This is a genomic window from Streptococcus sp. K0074 (assembly GCF_048843365.1).
Classification (GTDB): domain Bacteria; phylum Bacillota; class Bacilli; order Lactobacillales; family Streptococcaceae; genus Streptococcus; species Streptococcus mitis_BM.
Genome location: NZ_CP184836.1, coordinates 1926185 through 1939895 on the forward strand (window position 1 = coordinate 1926185; position 13711 = coordinate 1939895).

Here is a 13711-nt window from a genome sequence, read left to right on the forward strand (position 1 = left end):
TCGCTTTCATATTCTCAGTTACTTTGGATAAGTCCTCGAGCTATTAGTATTAGTCCGCTACATGTGTCGCCACACTTCCACTTCTAACCTATCTACCTGATCATCTCTCAGGGCTCTTACTGATATAAAATCATGGGAAATCTCATCTTGAGGTGGGTTTCACACTTAGATGCTTTCAGCGTTTATCCCTTCCCTACATAGCTACCCAGCGATGCCTTTGGCAAGACAACTGGTACACCAGCGGTAAGTCCACTCTGGTCCTCTCGTACTAGGAGCAGATCCTCTCAAATTTCCTACGCCCGCGACGGATAGGGACCGAACTGTCTCACGACGTTCTGAACCCAGCTCGCGTGCCGCTTTAATGGGCGAACAGCCCAACCCTTGGGACCGACTACAGCCCCAGGATGCGACGAGCCGACATCGAGGTGCCAAACCTCCCCGTCGATGTGAACTCTTGGGGGAGATAAGCCTGTTATCCCCAGGGTAGCTTTTATCCGTTGAGCGATGGCCCTTCCATACGGAACCACCGGATCACTAAGCCCGACTTTCGTCCCTGCTCGAGTTGTAGCTCTCGCAGTCAAGCTCCCTTATACCTTTACACTCTGCGAATGATTTCCAACCATTCTGAGGGAACCTTTGGGCGCCTCCGTTACCTTTTAGGAGGCGACCGCCCCAGTCAAACTGCCCGTCAGACACTGTCTCCGATAGGGATCACCTATCCGGGTTAGAGTGGCCATAACACAAGGGTAGTATCCCAACAACGTCTCCTTCGAAACTGGCGTCCCGATCTCTTAGACTCCTACCTATCCTGTACATGTGGTACAGACACTCAATATCAAACTGCAGTAAAGCTCCATGGGGTCTTTCCGTCCTGTCGCGGGTAACCTGCATCTTCACAGGTACTAAAATTTCACCGAGTCTCTCGTTGAGACAGTGCCCAAATCATTACGCCTTTCGTGCGGGTCGGAACTTACCCGACAAGGAATTTCGCTACCTTAGGACCGTTATAGTTACGGCCGCCGTTTACTGGGGCTTCAATTCATACCTTCGCTTGCGCTAAGCACTCCTCTTAACCTTCCAGCACCGGGCAGGCGTCACCCCCTATACATCATCTTACGATTTAGCAGAGAGCTGTGTTTTTGATAAACAGTTGCTTGGGCCTATTCACTGCGGCTGACTTAAAGTCAGCACCCCTTCTCCCGAAGTTACGGGGTCATTTTGCCGAGTTCCTTAACGAGAGTTCTCTCGCTCACCTGAGGCTACTCGCCTCGACTACCTGTGTCGGTTTGCGGTACGGGTAGAGTATGTTTAAACGCTAGAAGCTTTTCTTGGCAGTGTGACGTCACTAACTTCGCTACTAAACTTCGCTCCCCATCACAGCTCAATGTTACAGATATAAGCATTTGACTCATATCACACCTCACTGCTTAGACAGACACTTCCAATCGTCTGCTTTAGTTAGCCTACTGCGTCCCTCCATCACTACATACTCTAGTACAGGAATATCAACCTGTTGTCCATCGGATACACCTTTCGGTCTCTCCTTAGGTCCCGACTAACCCAGGGCGGACGAGCCTTCCCCTGGAAACCTTAGTCTTACGGTGGACAGGATTCTCACCTGTCTTTCGCTACTCATACCGGCATTCTCACTTCTATGCGTTCCAGCACTCCTCACGGTACACCTTCTTCACACATAGAACGCTCTCCTACCATACCTATAAAGGTATCCACAGCTTCGGTAAATTGTTTTAGCCCCGGTACATTTTCGGCGCAGGGTCACTCGACTAGTGAGCTATTACGCACTCTTTGAATGAATAGCTGCTTCTAAGCTAACATCCTAGTTGTCTGTGCAACCCCACATCCTTTTCCACTTAACAATTATTTTGGGACCTTAGCTGGTGGTCTGGGCTGTTTCCCTTTCGACTACGGATCTTAGCACTCGCAGTCTGACTGCCGACCATAATTCATTGGCATTCGGAGTTTATCTGAGATTGGTAATCCGGGATGGACCCCTCACCCAAACAGTGCTCTACCTCCAAGAATCTTAATGTCGACGCTAGCCCTAAAGCTATTTCGGAGAGAACCAGCTATCTCCAAGTTCGTTTGGAATTTCTCCGCTACCCACAAGTCATCCAAGCACTTTTCAACGTGCCCTGGTTCGGTCCTCCAGTGCGTCTTACCGCACCTTCAACCTGCTCATGGGTAGGTCACATGGTTTCGGGTCTACGTCATGATACTAATTCGCCCTGTTCAGACTCGGTTTCCCTACGGCTCCGTCTCTTCAACTTAACCTCGCATCATAACGTAACTCGCCGGTTCATTCTACAAAAGGCACGCTCTCACCCATTAACGGGCTCGAACTTGTTGTAGGCACACGGTTTCAGGTTCTATTTCACTCCCCTCCCGGGGTGCTTTTCACCTTTCCCTCACGGTACTGGTTCACTATCGGTCACTAGGGAGTATTTAGGGTTGGGAGATGGTCCTCCCAGATTCCGACGGGATTTCGCGTGTCCCGCCGTACTCAGGATACTGCTAGGTACAAAGACTATTTTAAATACGAGGCTATTACTCTCTTTGGCTGATCTTCCCAAATCATTCTTCTATAATCTTTGAGTCCACATTGCAGTCCTACAACCCCGAAGAGTAAACTCTTCGGTTTGCCCTCCTGCCGTTTCGCTCGCCGCTACTAAGGCAATCGCTTTTGCTTTCTCTTCCTGCAGCTACTTAGATGTTTCAGTTCACTGCGTCTTCCTCCTCACATCCTTAACAGATGCGGGTAACAGGTAGTACCTGTTGGGTTCCCCCATTCGGAAATCCCTGGATCATCGCTTACTTACAGCTACCCAAGGCATATCGTCGTTTGTCACGTCCTTCTTCGGCTCCTAGTGCCAAGGCATCCACCGTGCGCCCTTATTAACTTAACCTTATTTTTTGACCTTTCAGTCATAAACTCTTATTAATACTACAGCGTTTTCGGTTTATTTTCTTGTTACTATTTGATATAGATATTCAATTTTCAATGTGCATTACTTGGTGATCTCTCACCAATGGAGCCTAGCGGGATCGAACCGCTGACCTCCTGCGTGCAAAGCAGGCGCTCTCCCAGCTGAGCTAAGGCCCCACAAGACCTCTCAAGACTAAACAAGACCAATGCGCAGTTCCTTATCCTTAGAAAGGAGGTGATCCAGCCGCACCTTCCGATACGGCTACCTTGTTACGACTTCACCCCAATCATCTATCCCACCTTAGGCGGCTGGCTCCTTACGGTTACCTCACCGACTTCGGGTGTTACAAACTCTCGTGGTGTGACGGGCGGTGTGTACAAGGCCCGGGAACGTATTCACCGCGGCGTGCTGATCCGCGATTACTAGCGATTCCGACTTCATGTAGGCGAGTTGCAGCCTACAATCCGAACTGAGACTGGCTTTAAGAGATTAGCTTGCCGTCACCGGCTTGCGACTCGTTGTACCAGCCATTGTAGCACGTGTGTAGCCCAGGTCATAAGGGGCATGATGATTTGACGTCATCCCCACCTTCCTCCGGTTTATTACCGGCAGTCTCGCTAGAGTGCCCAACTGAATGATGGCAACTAACAATAGGGGTTGCGCTCGTTGCGGGACTTAACCCAACATCTCACGACACGAGCTGACGACAACCATGCACCACCTGTCACCTCTGTCCCGAAGGAAATCTCTATCTCTAGAGAGGTCAGAGGGATGTCAAGACCTGGTAAGGTTCTTCGCGTTGCTTCGAATTAAACCACATGCTCCACCGCTTGTGCGGGCCCCCGTCAATTCCTTTGAGTTTCAACCTTGCGGTCGTACTCCCCAGGCGGAGTGCTTAATGCGTTAGCTGCGGCACTAAACCCCGGAAAGGGTCTAACACCTAGCACTCATCGTTTACGGCGTGGACTACCAGGGTATCTAATCCTGTTTGCTCCCCACGCTTTCGAGCCTCAGCGTCAGTTACAAGCCAGAGAGCCGCTTTCGCCACCGGTGTTCCTCCATATATCTACGCATTTCACCGCTACACATGGAATTCCACTCTCCCCTCTTGCACTCAAGTTAAACAGTTTCCAAAGCGTACTATGGTTAAGCCACAGCCTTTAACTTCAGACTTATCTAACCGCCTGCGCTCGCTTTACGCCCAATAAATCCGGACAACGCTCGGGACCTACGTATTACCGCGGCTGCTGGCACGTAGTTAGCCGTCCCTTTCTGGTAAGATACCGTCACAGTGTGAACTTTCCACTCTCACACTCGTTCTTCTCTTACAACAGAGCTTTACGATCCGAAAACCTTCTTCACTCACGCGGCGTTGCTCGGTCAGACTTCCGTCCATTGCCGAAGATTCCCTACTGCTGCCTCCCGTAGGAGTCTGGGCCGTGTCTCAGTCCCAGTGTGGCCGATCACCCTCTCAGGTCGGCTATGTATCGTCGCCTTGGTGAGCCGTTACCCCACCAACTAGCTAATACAACGCAGGTCCATCTGGTAGTGATGCAATTGCACCTTTTAAGCAAATGTCATGCAACATCTACTGTTATGCGGTATTAGCTATCGTTTCCAATAGTTATCCCCCGCTACCAGGCAGGTTACCTACGCGTTACTCACCCGTTCGCAACTCATCCAGAGAAGCAAGCTCCTCCTTCAGCGTTCTACTTGCATGTATTAGGCACGCCGCCAGCGTTCGTCCTGAGCCAGGATCAAACTCTCATTAAAAGTTTGAGTTCTCACTCATTTCTGTCACTGACAGATTTATTGTTTTTTTCATTGTTCAGTACTACAACCTTAGTTGTAGCGCCCTGCACATTGGTTCGTCTTGTTCAGTTTTCAAAGGTCTTTGTCACTCGCTTCTCTCAAGTGACAACTATATTAGTATATCACAGTCGCTTTCGCTTGTCAACACTTTTTTGAAATTTTTTTAAAACTTTTTTCATCAAGTGTTTCAACCGCAACATACCATAGTCCGTACGGGATTCGAACCCGTGTTACCGCCGTGAAAAGGCGGTGTCTTAACCCCTTGACCAACGGACCAGAGTTGTTGTTTTCAACTCTTACTATTATACCGACTTTTTATTTTTTGTCAACTACTTTTTTAAACTTTTTTTATTAATTTTACAACAGCTTCAGTTCGAGCTGTATGTGGGAACATATCGACCGACTGGATATAATGAAGATCATAGACTTCTACTAAGCGTACCAAATCACGAGCCAAGGTCGAAACATTACAAGAAATATAAACCATTTTTTCTGGCACATAAGTAAGAATAGTATCTAATAACTTATCATCCAGACCTGTACGTGGTGGGTCCACAATCAGAGCATCTGCTCGGTAGCCTTCCTTGTACCAACGAGGAATAATCTCTTCTGCCGTTCCAGCTTCATAATGAGTATTGTCAAATCCCATTCTTTTCGCATTTCGCTTGGCATCTTCAATAGCTTCTGGGATAATATCCATTCCTCTAAGTGTCTTTACTTTCTTTGCAAAGGCAAATCCAATCGTTCCCACTCCACAATAAGCGTCAATCAAATGGTCTTCTTTATTAACATCCAAGGCTTTTACCGCCTCGTTATAAAGAACTTCTGTTTGTTCAGGATTTAGTTGATAGAAAGCTCGAGGAGATAGTGAAAATTCATAATCGAGTACACCTTCTTGAATACTCTCTTGTCCCCAGATAATCTCTGTCTTTTCACCATAAATCTCACTGGTTTTAGCTGTATTTGTATTAACAGCTACTGTCACAACTTCTGGAAAATCTTTAACTAAGTCTTTTACTAGTTGGGTTAAATTAAGCTGACGATTTGTAACAATAATAATCTGAACCTGTCCAGTCTTTCTTGCTCGTCGAACCATTATAGTTCTAACACCTAGAATTTTTCTCTCATCTGTGATTGGAATTTGGTGAAAAGTAAGTAATTCCGCTAGACGATTAGCAATCACTTGGGTTTCCTTGTCTTGTACCAGGCAGTCTTTCAACTCTACTAAATAATGAGAGTTTTGTACATATAAGCCCGCCTTGACCTGATTCTTAAATTTTCGAGTCTGAAATTGTAACTTAGCACGGTAGTACTTTGGTTCCTGCATACCAATCGTCGGACGTATTTCATAATTTTCATATCCTGCAGGGGCAAATTTTTTCAGTGCTTGATGAAGCAAGTCCGTCTTGAACTCCAGTTGCTTATCATAATGCAGGTGCATGATTTGGCAGCCTCCGCACTCATTGTAAATAGTACATGCTGGCACAACACGGAATTTAGACTTCTTGTTGACCTTCAGTAATTTTGCCTCTACAAAGTTACGTTTAATAGAAGTAATCTGACAATAGATATCTTCACCTTTGAGAGCACCAGGCACAAAGACTAATGTTTTTTGATAAAAGCCGATTCCCTCACCATTAATTCCCATGCGCTTGATTTTTAATGGTATTTTTTGTTTTACTTTCAGATTCATACCCCTATCTTATCACATTTTGAGTTATAATAGAACTATGAAAATCACAAAACTTGAAAAGAAAAAAAGACTCTATCTGATGGAGCTTGATAATGACGACAAATGCTACATTACTGAAGATACTATTGTTCGCTTTATGTTATCAAGAGATAAGGTGATAAGCGAAGAAGAATTGAAAGAGATTCAGGACTTTGCCCAATTTTCTTACGGTAAGAATCTAGCTCTCTACCACCTATCCTTTAAAGCACGCACTGAAAAAGAGGTTAGAGAATATCTAAAAAAATACGATATTGATGAAAACATCGTTTCTCAAGTCATTGCTAATCTTAAAGAAGATAAGTGGATTAATGATGGTCAGTACGCTTATGCTATCATCAATGCCAATCAACTTTCAGGAGACAAGGGGCCTTATGTACTGACTCAGAAACTAACACAAAAGGGAATTTCAAAATCTACTATAGAAGAGAACTTGAAAGAATTTGATTTTTCTGAAGTTGCTCAACGCGTAGCTAATAAACTATTGAAAAAATATGAAGGAAAACTTCCAGCTCGTGCTTTGCAGGATAAGATAATCCAAAATCTGACCAACAAGGGGTTTTCCTATTCTGATGCTAAAAGTGCCTTTGACCAGTTGGATAGTCAAGTTGACCAAGAAACGACTCAGGAACTCATCTTCAAGGAACTTGATAATCAATATGCCAAGTATGCCCGAAAATATGAAGGATACGAACTTAAACAACGTTTAACTCAAGTTTTAGCACGAAAAGGCTACGATTTTTCGGATATAGCAAGCGCTCTCAGAGAATATCTTTAATATTTTCATGTAAAATTCACAGATTTTAGGTAATTTTATGGTACAATAGTAAACGATAAACTTATAAATTGTAGAAAGTTGGTTAGTTATGAAACTTCCAAAAGAAGGCGACTTTATTACAATTCAAAGTTATAAGCATGATGGGAGTCTCCACCGAACTTGGCGGGACACCATGGTACTAAAAACAACAGAAAACGCCATTATTGGTGTCAACGATCATACACTGGTTACCGAAAGTGATGGTCGTCGTTGGGTCACTCGAGAACCGGCTATTGTTTACTTTCACAAGAAATATTGGTTTAATATCATTGCCATGATTCGCGATAATGGAATTTCCTACTATTGCAATATGGCTAGCCCCTACTATCTGGATGAAGAAGCACTGAAGTATATTGATTACGATTTGGATGTTAAAATTTTTACAGATGGGGAAAAACGTCTCTTGGACGTTGAGGAGTATGAGCGTCACAAACGCAAAATGAATTATTCTGATGACTTGGACTACATTTTAAAAGAACATGTTAAAATTCTTGTTGATTGGATTAACAATGGACGAGGTCCTTTCTCAGAAGCCTATGTAAACATTTGGTACAAGCGCTATGTAGAACTAAAGAATCGGTAAAGTTGTCAAACTGGGGTTAAGACCCCGGTTTTTTTATTTTAAAAACCCAGCTTTACAGCTGGGGTGATTTCTATATATCTAATTTCGTAACAGTAAATTTGATGTGGGAATAGTCTTTTTCAACATCCTTATCCAGCAAGAAAGCTGTAGCATCTTTCTTAACCTGAACCAGGTCAATATTCTGGGCTTGGGCTGCATAGACGCATCCACAATAACATTGACGATAGATATCATACTCCTCACACATCTCTACTGAACGTTTGTAGCCTTGATTTTTCTTGAAATCGCTGGGAAGATAGTGGGTGGTATAAATTTTTTGCACGTCGATTCCGATGCTGTTGATGGTTTGAGAATTCTTATGAGGACTGATGGTTAAAGCCGAACCGAAGTAGTCAAAGCCTAAATCCATAGCCACTTGAGCTGTCTTATCCAGTCGGTAGTCAAAGCAAACCTTACAACGGTCGCCACCTTCAGGCTCTTCTTCCAGTCCTCTGACTAACTTACGATATTCATTTGGTTCGTAGGGAGCTTCTAGATACTGGACCGTATTTCCTGTCCGCTCATTAAAATCACTGACAAATTTCTTGGTAACATAGGCTCGCTTATGGTATTCTGCCTTGGGATGGATATTAGAATTGGCAAAATAAATGGTCACGTCTGCATACTTAGTCAAATATTCTAGAGTATAGGTACTGCAAGGGGCACAGCAAACATGCATGAGAATAGTTGGACGTTGCTCATTTTTCTCCCATACTTGTACCATCTTCTGCATGACACGGTCATAATTAATCTTCTGATTGGGGTTCATCTTGCTCAGAATTTCTTCTACATCGATCATGTTCTTCTCCTTTTTATAGTCTTATTTTATCATATAAGTTAGGAGAGCTCAAATCAATTTAGAAGTGAATATCATAAAAAGGAGGAATAGGCATTCCCTCCTTTTGTGTTTTTTATAAGTTGTTTTCTATAGAAAGCTTACATCATGCCTCCCATCATGCTTGGATCCATTGCTGGAGCTAGGGCTGCTGGTTCTGGTTTATTGGCTACGACTGCTTCCGTAGTCAAAATCAAGCTGGCTACAGATGCTGCATTTTGTAGGGCTGAACGGCTCACTTTAACTGGGTCGATGATTCCCTCTTCAATCATGTTGACCCACTCGCCAGTTGCTGCGTTGAAGCCTGTACCAACTTCAGCATTTTTCAAACGATCGATAACGATAGAGCCTTCAAATCCTGCATTGTGGGCGATTTGACGAACAGGTTCTTCCAAGGCACGAAGAACAATATTGCGTCCTGTTGCTTCATCACCTGTCAATTCCAAATCAGCTACGGCTGGGATAACATTTACAAGGGCTGTTCCACCACCTGCAACGATTCCTTCTTCAACAGCTGCACGAGTAGCGTTGAGGGCATCTTCAATGCGGAGTTTCATTTCTTTCAACTCAGTTTCAGTTGCAGCTCCGACCTTGATGACTGCTACACCACCTGACAATTTCGCCAAGCGTTCTTGCAATTTTTCACGGTCAAACTCAGAAGTTGTGGTTTCGATTTGAGACTTGATAACTGAAACACGGTGAGAAATCGCTTCAGGATTTCCAGCACCTTCTACGATAACAGTGCTATCTTTGTCCACAGTTACTCTCGCTGCTTGACCAAGAGCTTCAATTGTAGCATCTTTCAATTCAAGACCTAGGTCTTCTGTGATAACTGTTCCTCCTGTTAAGATGGCGATATCTTCAAGCATGGCTTTGCGACGGTCACCAAAACCAGGTGCCTTAACTGCTACTACGTTGAAGGTTCCACGAATCTTGTTCAAGACAAGAGTTGGAAGAGCTTCGCCATCAACATCATCCGCAATAATCAAGAGTGGACGATTGCTCTGGAGAATGCTTTCTAGAAGTGGCAAGATTTCTTGGATATTTGAAATCTTCTTATCAGTAATCAAAATGTATGGATTTTCAAGATCAGCCACCATTTTTTCGCTATCTGTCACCATGTACTGTGAAAGGTAACCACGGTCAAACTGCATTCCTTCAACAACTTCAAGTTCTGTTTCCATACCACGTGACTCTTCGATAGTGATGACTCCGTCTTTACCAACTTTTTCCATGGCTTCAGAGATGTACTCACCAACTTTTTCAGAACGAGAAGATACGGCTGCAACCTGAGCGATGGCTTCTTTATTAGCAACAGGGATTGCATTGTTTTTCAAGGCTTCAACTGCTGCAGCAACTGCTGTTTCAATCCCACGACGAATGCCGATTGGATTGGCACCTGCTGTGACGTTTTTAATGCCTTCACGGACGATTGCTTGGGTCAAAACAGTTGCAGTTGTAGTCCCGTCACCTGCGATATCATTGGTTTTAGAAGCGACTTCTGATACCAATTTGGCACCCATATTTTCAAAATGATCTTCCAATTCGATTTCTTTGGCAATGGTCACACCGTCATTGGTGATGAGGGGTGAGCCAAATGATTTTTCCAACACAACATTACGACCTTTTGGTCCCAAAGTTACTTTAACAGTATCTGCAAGGATATCGACACCACGAACCATAGCTGAACGGGCATCTGATGAAAATTTAATTTCTTTTGACATACTTACTTTCTCCTTCTATTCTTCAATGATTGCCAAGATATTAGCTTCGCCTACGATGATGTACTTTTCATCGCCATCTTTGACATCGAGACCTGCGTGAGCTTCAACTAAGACACGGTCTCCAGCTTTAACACTTGGAGCAACCAAATCACCGTTCAAGGTACGAACACCTTGTCCAGTAGCCACAACTTGGGCTGTTTTGGTTTTTTCTTGGGCTGAACCTGCAAGAACAAAGCCTCCAACAGTTTGTTCTTTTTCTTCTACTTTTAAGACCACACGGTCCCCTAATGGTTTCAACATCTGATTTCCTCCATGATGAACTACATATTATTAGCACTCTTTATACATGAGTGCTAATTCATAGTTCTATTGTATCACTTGGTCAGAAATAGTCAAGAAAAAAGTCTGACTTTCTCAAGATAAAAAGCCTGAGAACAACTCAGACTTTTCAATGTTTAAAATGGTAATTCTTCCTCTTCCAGGACCAAATCTGCCAAATCTTGGCCTGCATTATTTTCACGAATGGCACGTTGAGCACGACTTTCCAATAGTTGAAATCCTGTGACAAGTACTTCTGTCACGTAGTTCATCTGGCCATTTTTCTCAAAACGACGGGTACGAAGTTCTCCATCCACTGAAATGAGACTTCCTTTTGTTGCGTAGCTTGCCAAAGTTTCGGCTAGTCTGCCCCATAGGACCATATTGACAAAATCAGCTTCACGTTCACCGTTTTGGTCTTTGTAACGACGGTTGACTGCAATAGTCGCTCGAGCTACTGACTTGTCATTGTTGGTTTTGTGCAATTCTGGTGTAGACGTCAAGCGTCCGATTAAGATAACTTTATTATACATATTTTCTTCCTCCTACTTATCTATTCGTAGGAAATCAAAAAAAGTTACAGAAATTTGTAACTTTTCGAGAAAATTTTTTAGTTTTTATGAACCATGAAACCTGTCGCCTGTTGATTGGCCATTATGGTCATATCTGTAATCTGAACACGACGAGGTTGACCGGTCACATAGACTACTGTGTCTGCAATATCCTGAGCTTGCAAGGCTTCTATTCCTTGGTAAACGGACGCAGCCCGCTCTTTATCACCGTGAAAACGCACTGTAGAAAAATCTGTTTCGACAATTCCAGGCTGAATGGTCGTCACCTTGATATCCGTTGAGATGGTATCAATTCGCAGACCATCTGAAAAGGTCTTAACTGCTGCCTTGGTAGCTGAGTAAACAGCGGCACCCGCATAGGCGTAGATTCCTGCGGTTGACCCCATATTGATGATATGTCCTTGATTGGCTTTTACCATTGCTGGCAAGAAGCAGCGAGTGACTGCCATCAAGCCCTTGACATTGGTATCCAGCATGGTCAATATATCCAACTCTTCATAGTTTTGATATGGAGCCAAGCCAAGAGCCAAACCTGCGTTATTGACTAGGATGTCAATCTGACCTATCGTTTCTAGAATATCAGAGCAGACAGCCTTTACCATGTTCATATCCGTGACATCTAGCGGAAAAGCCCAAACTGTTTGATTTGGGAAGGTCTCTGCAAACTCCGACTTGAGGGTTTCTAGTCTGTCTATCCGTCGTCCAGTTAGAACGACATTCTCACCCTGCTCCAGATAAGCACGCGCAATCGCTTCACCAATTCCTGATGTCGCTCCTGTAATCACAACATTTTTTGCCATCTTATTTCCTTCTAGCTGGTCTATCAGATACTAACAACTTCTTAGGCAGTCCAGTGCTTAGCTGGATCAAATGGAGTTCCGGCAACTTGGTCTTCTGATAATTCAATAATACCACGTTTTTGCGGAGCATTTGGCAAATGCAATTCACGAGGGCTACACATCATGCCAAAACTCTTTTCGCCACGAAGCTCACCTGGGAAAATAAGATTGCCTTTGGGCATCATAGCTCCAGGAAGAGCCACAATGGTTTTCAACCCCACACGCGCATTAGGAGCCCCTGCAACGATTTGCACTGTCTTGTCACTTGCGACTGCAACTTGGCAGATGTTGAGGTGGTCACTATCTGGATGAGCTACCATCTCGACAATTTCACCAACAACAAACTTAGGCTCTTTGTCATTGATAATTTCTTCTTTAAAACCTTCCGTTTGTAATTCTTGGTTCAAACGAGCGACTTGCTCATCTGTCAAAAATACTTGACCGCGCTCTGCAATTTCAAACAAACTTGAAACTTCGAAAATATTCCAAGCCACTGTTTCTCCATTTTCTTTGAGGAAAACTCGGGCTACCTTGCCTTTGCGTTCCACATCCAGTTTAGCATCTCCGCTATTTTTCACGATGACCATAAGGACATCGCCGACATGTTCTTTGTTATATGTAAAAATCATTGTTTCCTTTTTCTCCTATTTCAGTCCTGCTAAAAAGTCATTAATTTGTTGCTTGCTTTTACGGTCGCGATTGACAAAACGACCGATTTCCTTGTCCTTTTCTAGAACAACAAGGCTAGGGATTCCGTAAACATCCCAGAGTTTAGCTAAATCCATATACTGGTCTCGGTCCACTCGAATAAAGGTAAACTCTGGATTAGTTTTCTCAATCTCTGGCAAGGCAGGATAGATATAACGGCAATCGCCACACCAGTCCGCCACAAAAAGGAAAACCTTCTTGCCATCTTTTTCTACTAAAGATGCTAATTCTTCTAAACTTGCTGGTTGTATCATAAGACTTCCTCCTCATAGACTAGGTCTTCATTTTCATAGACAAAGGTATAATGACGGCCATCCTCAAAAATGACGCCACCAACCAAGCTCTCTAGACTGCTTTCATAGACTTGAACATAGAGGGTCGCAATTTCCCCCATATCTGAAAAATGGTCTCGCACAATCGCTGTCAACTCTTCCTGAGTCTTCATGAGCTTATGGTCATCTGCAACTTTTTTCGTAGCAAGGGCAAGGCTCCCAATACCAAGCAGAGCCAGACCTGTCATCCACATTTTTTTAGCTTTCATACCATTCATTTTAACACAAAAAAGGCTTTAGGACAAATGAGGAAGCAGCAGAAAAGTAAGTAAAAAGCCTCTTCCTTTAAGGAAAAGGACTTCTTATACTCAATGAAAATCAAAGAGCAAACTAGGAAGCTAGCCGCAGGTTGCTCAAAGCACTGCTTTGAGGTTGTAGATAGAACTGACGAAGTCAGCTCAAAGCACTGTTTTGAGGTTGTAGATGAAGCTGACTTGGTTTGAAGAGATTTTCGAAGA

Annotated in this window: 11 protein-coding genes, 2 tRNA genes and 2 rRNA genes; 2 read left to right on the plus strand and 13 right to left on the minus strand. The window is 43.8% G+C overall.

Annotated elements, in window-relative coordinates:
- Nucleotides 1–23: 23 nt before the first annotated feature.
- The 5 genes from ACN076_RS09555 to rlmD all read right to left on the minus strand — a co-directional run bounded on the left by ACN076_RS09555 (nucleotide 24) and on the right by rlmD (nucleotide 6450).
- Nucleotides 24–2924, minus strand: a 23S ribosomal RNA gene (locus ACN076_RS09555).
- A gap of 124 nt (nucleotides 2925–3048) precedes the next feature.
- A tRNA-Ala gene (locus ACN076_RS09560) sits at nucleotides 3049–3121 on the minus strand.
- Nucleotides 3122–3172: 51 nt separating this feature from the next.
- Nucleotides 3173–4718 (minus strand): 16S ribosomal RNA (locus ACN076_RS09565).
- The 16S and 23S rRNA genes sit together here with 2 tRNA genes alongside, the layout of an rRNA operon.
- A 243-nt stretch (nucleotides 4719–4961) precedes the next feature.
- A tRNA-Glu gene (locus ACN076_RS09570) sits at nucleotides 4962–5033 on the minus strand.
- Nucleotides 5034–5094: 61 nt separating this feature from the next.
- Nucleotides 5095–6450, minus strand: a complete 1356-nt coding sequence (gene rlmD, locus ACN076_RS09575; protein WP_153193001.1) for a 23S rRNA (uracil(1939)-C(5))-methyltransferase RlmD — start codon at nucleotides 6448–6450, stop codon at nucleotides 5095–5097.
- Nucleotides 6451–6487: 37 nt separating this feature from the next.
- Here rlmD and recX point away from each other — a divergent pair, with 37 nt between their 5' ends.
- Nucleotides 6488–7264, plus strand: a complete 777-nt coding sequence (recX, locus tag ACN076_RS09580; RefSeq protein ID WP_420789899.1) for a recombination regulator RecX — start codon at nucleotides 6488–6490, stop codon at nucleotides 7262–7264.
- An 88-nt stretch (nucleotides 7265–7352) separates the two neighbouring features.
- Nucleotides 7353–7886: a DUF402 domain-containing protein gene (locus ACN076_RS09585; protein ID WP_000775316.1), complete on the plus strand. Its 534-nt coding sequence runs from the start codon at nucleotides 7353–7355 to the stop codon at nucleotides 7884–7886.
- 70 nt (nucleotides 7887–7956) lie between these two features.
- Here ACN076_RS09585 and ACN076_RS09590 read toward each other — a convergent pair whose 3' ends face one another.
- The 8 genes from ACN076_RS09590 to ACN076_RS09625 all read right to left on the minus strand — a co-directional run bounded on the left by ACN076_RS09590 (nucleotide 7957) and on the right by ACN076_RS09625 (nucleotide 13471).
- Nucleotides 7957–8724 carry an epoxyqueuosine reductase QueH gene (locus ACN076_RS09590; RefSeq protein ID WP_000567567.1) on the minus strand — a complete coding sequence of 256 codons (768 nt, stop codon included), beginning with the start codon at nucleotides 8722–8724 and terminating at the stop codon, nucleotides 7957–7959.
- Between the two features lie 137 nt (nucleotides 8725–8861).
- Nucleotides 8862–10484, minus strand: a complete 1623-nt coding sequence (gene groL / locus ACN076_RS09595) for a chaperonin GroEL (protein ID WP_265528798.1) — start codon at nucleotides 10482–10484, stop codon at nucleotides 8862–8864.
- 15 nt (nucleotides 10485–10499) lie between these two features.
- Nucleotides 10500–10784 carry a co-chaperone GroES gene (groES, locus tag ACN076_RS09600; protein WP_033688179.1) on the minus strand — a complete coding sequence of 95 codons (285 nt, stop codon included), beginning with the start codon at nucleotides 10782–10784 and terminating at the stop codon, nucleotides 10500–10502.
- 155 nt (nucleotides 10785–10939) lie between these two features.
- A complete protein-coding gene (locus ACN076_RS09605) occupies nucleotides 10940–11335 on the minus strand; it encodes a single-stranded DNA-binding protein (RefSeq protein WP_261058240.1) in 396 nt (131 codons plus the stop codon).
- 77 nt (nucleotides 11336–11412) lie between these two features.
- Nucleotides 11413–12174, minus strand: coding sequence for an SDR family NAD(P)-dependent oxidoreductase (locus ACN076_RS09610; protein WP_420789900.1), 762 nt, complete (start codon nucleotides 12172–12174; stop codon nucleotides 11413–11415).
- A gap of 41 nt (nucleotides 12175–12215) precedes the next feature.
- A complete protein-coding gene (gene ytpR / locus ACN076_RS09615; protein WP_261219644.1) occupies nucleotides 12216–12842 on the minus strand; it encodes a YtpR family tRNA-binding protein in 627 nt (208 codons plus the stop codon).
- Between the two features lie 15 nt (nucleotides 12843–12857).
- Entirely contained in the window at nucleotides 12858–13175 is a 318-nt protein-coding gene (locus ACN076_RS09620) for a thioredoxin family protein (RefSeq protein WP_000615778.1), read from the minus strand.
- Nucleotides 13172–13471, minus strand: a complete 300-nt coding sequence (locus ACN076_RS09625; RefSeq protein ID WP_049502014.1) for a DUF4651 domain-containing protein — start codon at nucleotides 13469–13471, stop codon at nucleotides 13172–13174. Before ACN076_RS09625 ends, ACN076_RS09620 begins: the two co-directional genes overlap by 4 nt.
- Nucleotides 13472–13711: the final 240 nt, after the last annotated feature.

Excerpts from the sequence above, each read along its gene's own strand:
- rlmD (WP_153193001.1), bottom strand. The coding sequence starts at position 6,450 with ATGAATCTGAAAGTAAAACAAAAAATACCATTAAAAATCAAGCGCATG.
- recX (WP_420789899.1), top strand. The coding sequence starts at position 6,488 with ATGAAAATCACAAAACTTGAAAAGAAAAAAAGACTCTATCTGATGGAG.
- ACN076_RS09585 (WP_000775316.1), top strand. The coding sequence starts at position 7,353 with ATGAAACTTCCAAAAGAAGGCGACTTTATTACAATTCAAAGTTATAAG.
- ACN076_RS09590 (WP_000567567.1), bottom strand. The coding sequence starts at position 8,724 with ATGATCGATGTAGAAGAAATTCTGAGCAAGATGAACCCCAATCAGAAG.
- groL (WP_265528798.1), bottom strand. The coding sequence starts at position 10,484 with ATGTCAAAAGAAATTAAATTTTCATCAGATGCCCGTTCAGCTATGGTT.
- groES (WP_033688179.1), bottom strand. The coding sequence starts at position 10,784 with ATGTTGAAACCATTAGGGGACCGTGTGGTCTTAAAAGTAGAAGAAAAA.
- ACN076_RS09605 (WP_261058240.1), bottom strand. The coding sequence starts at position 11,335 with ATGTATAATAAAGTTATCTTAATCGGACGCTTGACGTCTACACCAGAA.
- ACN076_RS09610 (WP_420789900.1), bottom strand. The coding sequence starts at position 12,174 with ATGGCAAAAAATGTTGTGATTACAGGAGCGACATCAGGAATTGGTGAA.
- ytpR (WP_261219644.1), bottom strand. The coding sequence starts at position 12,842 with ATGATTTTTACATATAACAAAGAACATGTCGGCGATGTCCTTATGGTC.
- ACN076_RS09620 (WP_000615778.1), bottom strand. The coding sequence starts at position 13,175 with ATGATACAACCAGCAAGTTTAGAAGAATTAGCATCTTTAGTAGAAAAA.
- ACN076_RS09625 (WP_049502014.1), bottom strand. The coding sequence starts at position 13,471 with ATGAATGGTATGAAAGCTAAAAAAATGTGGATGACAGGTCTGGCTCTG.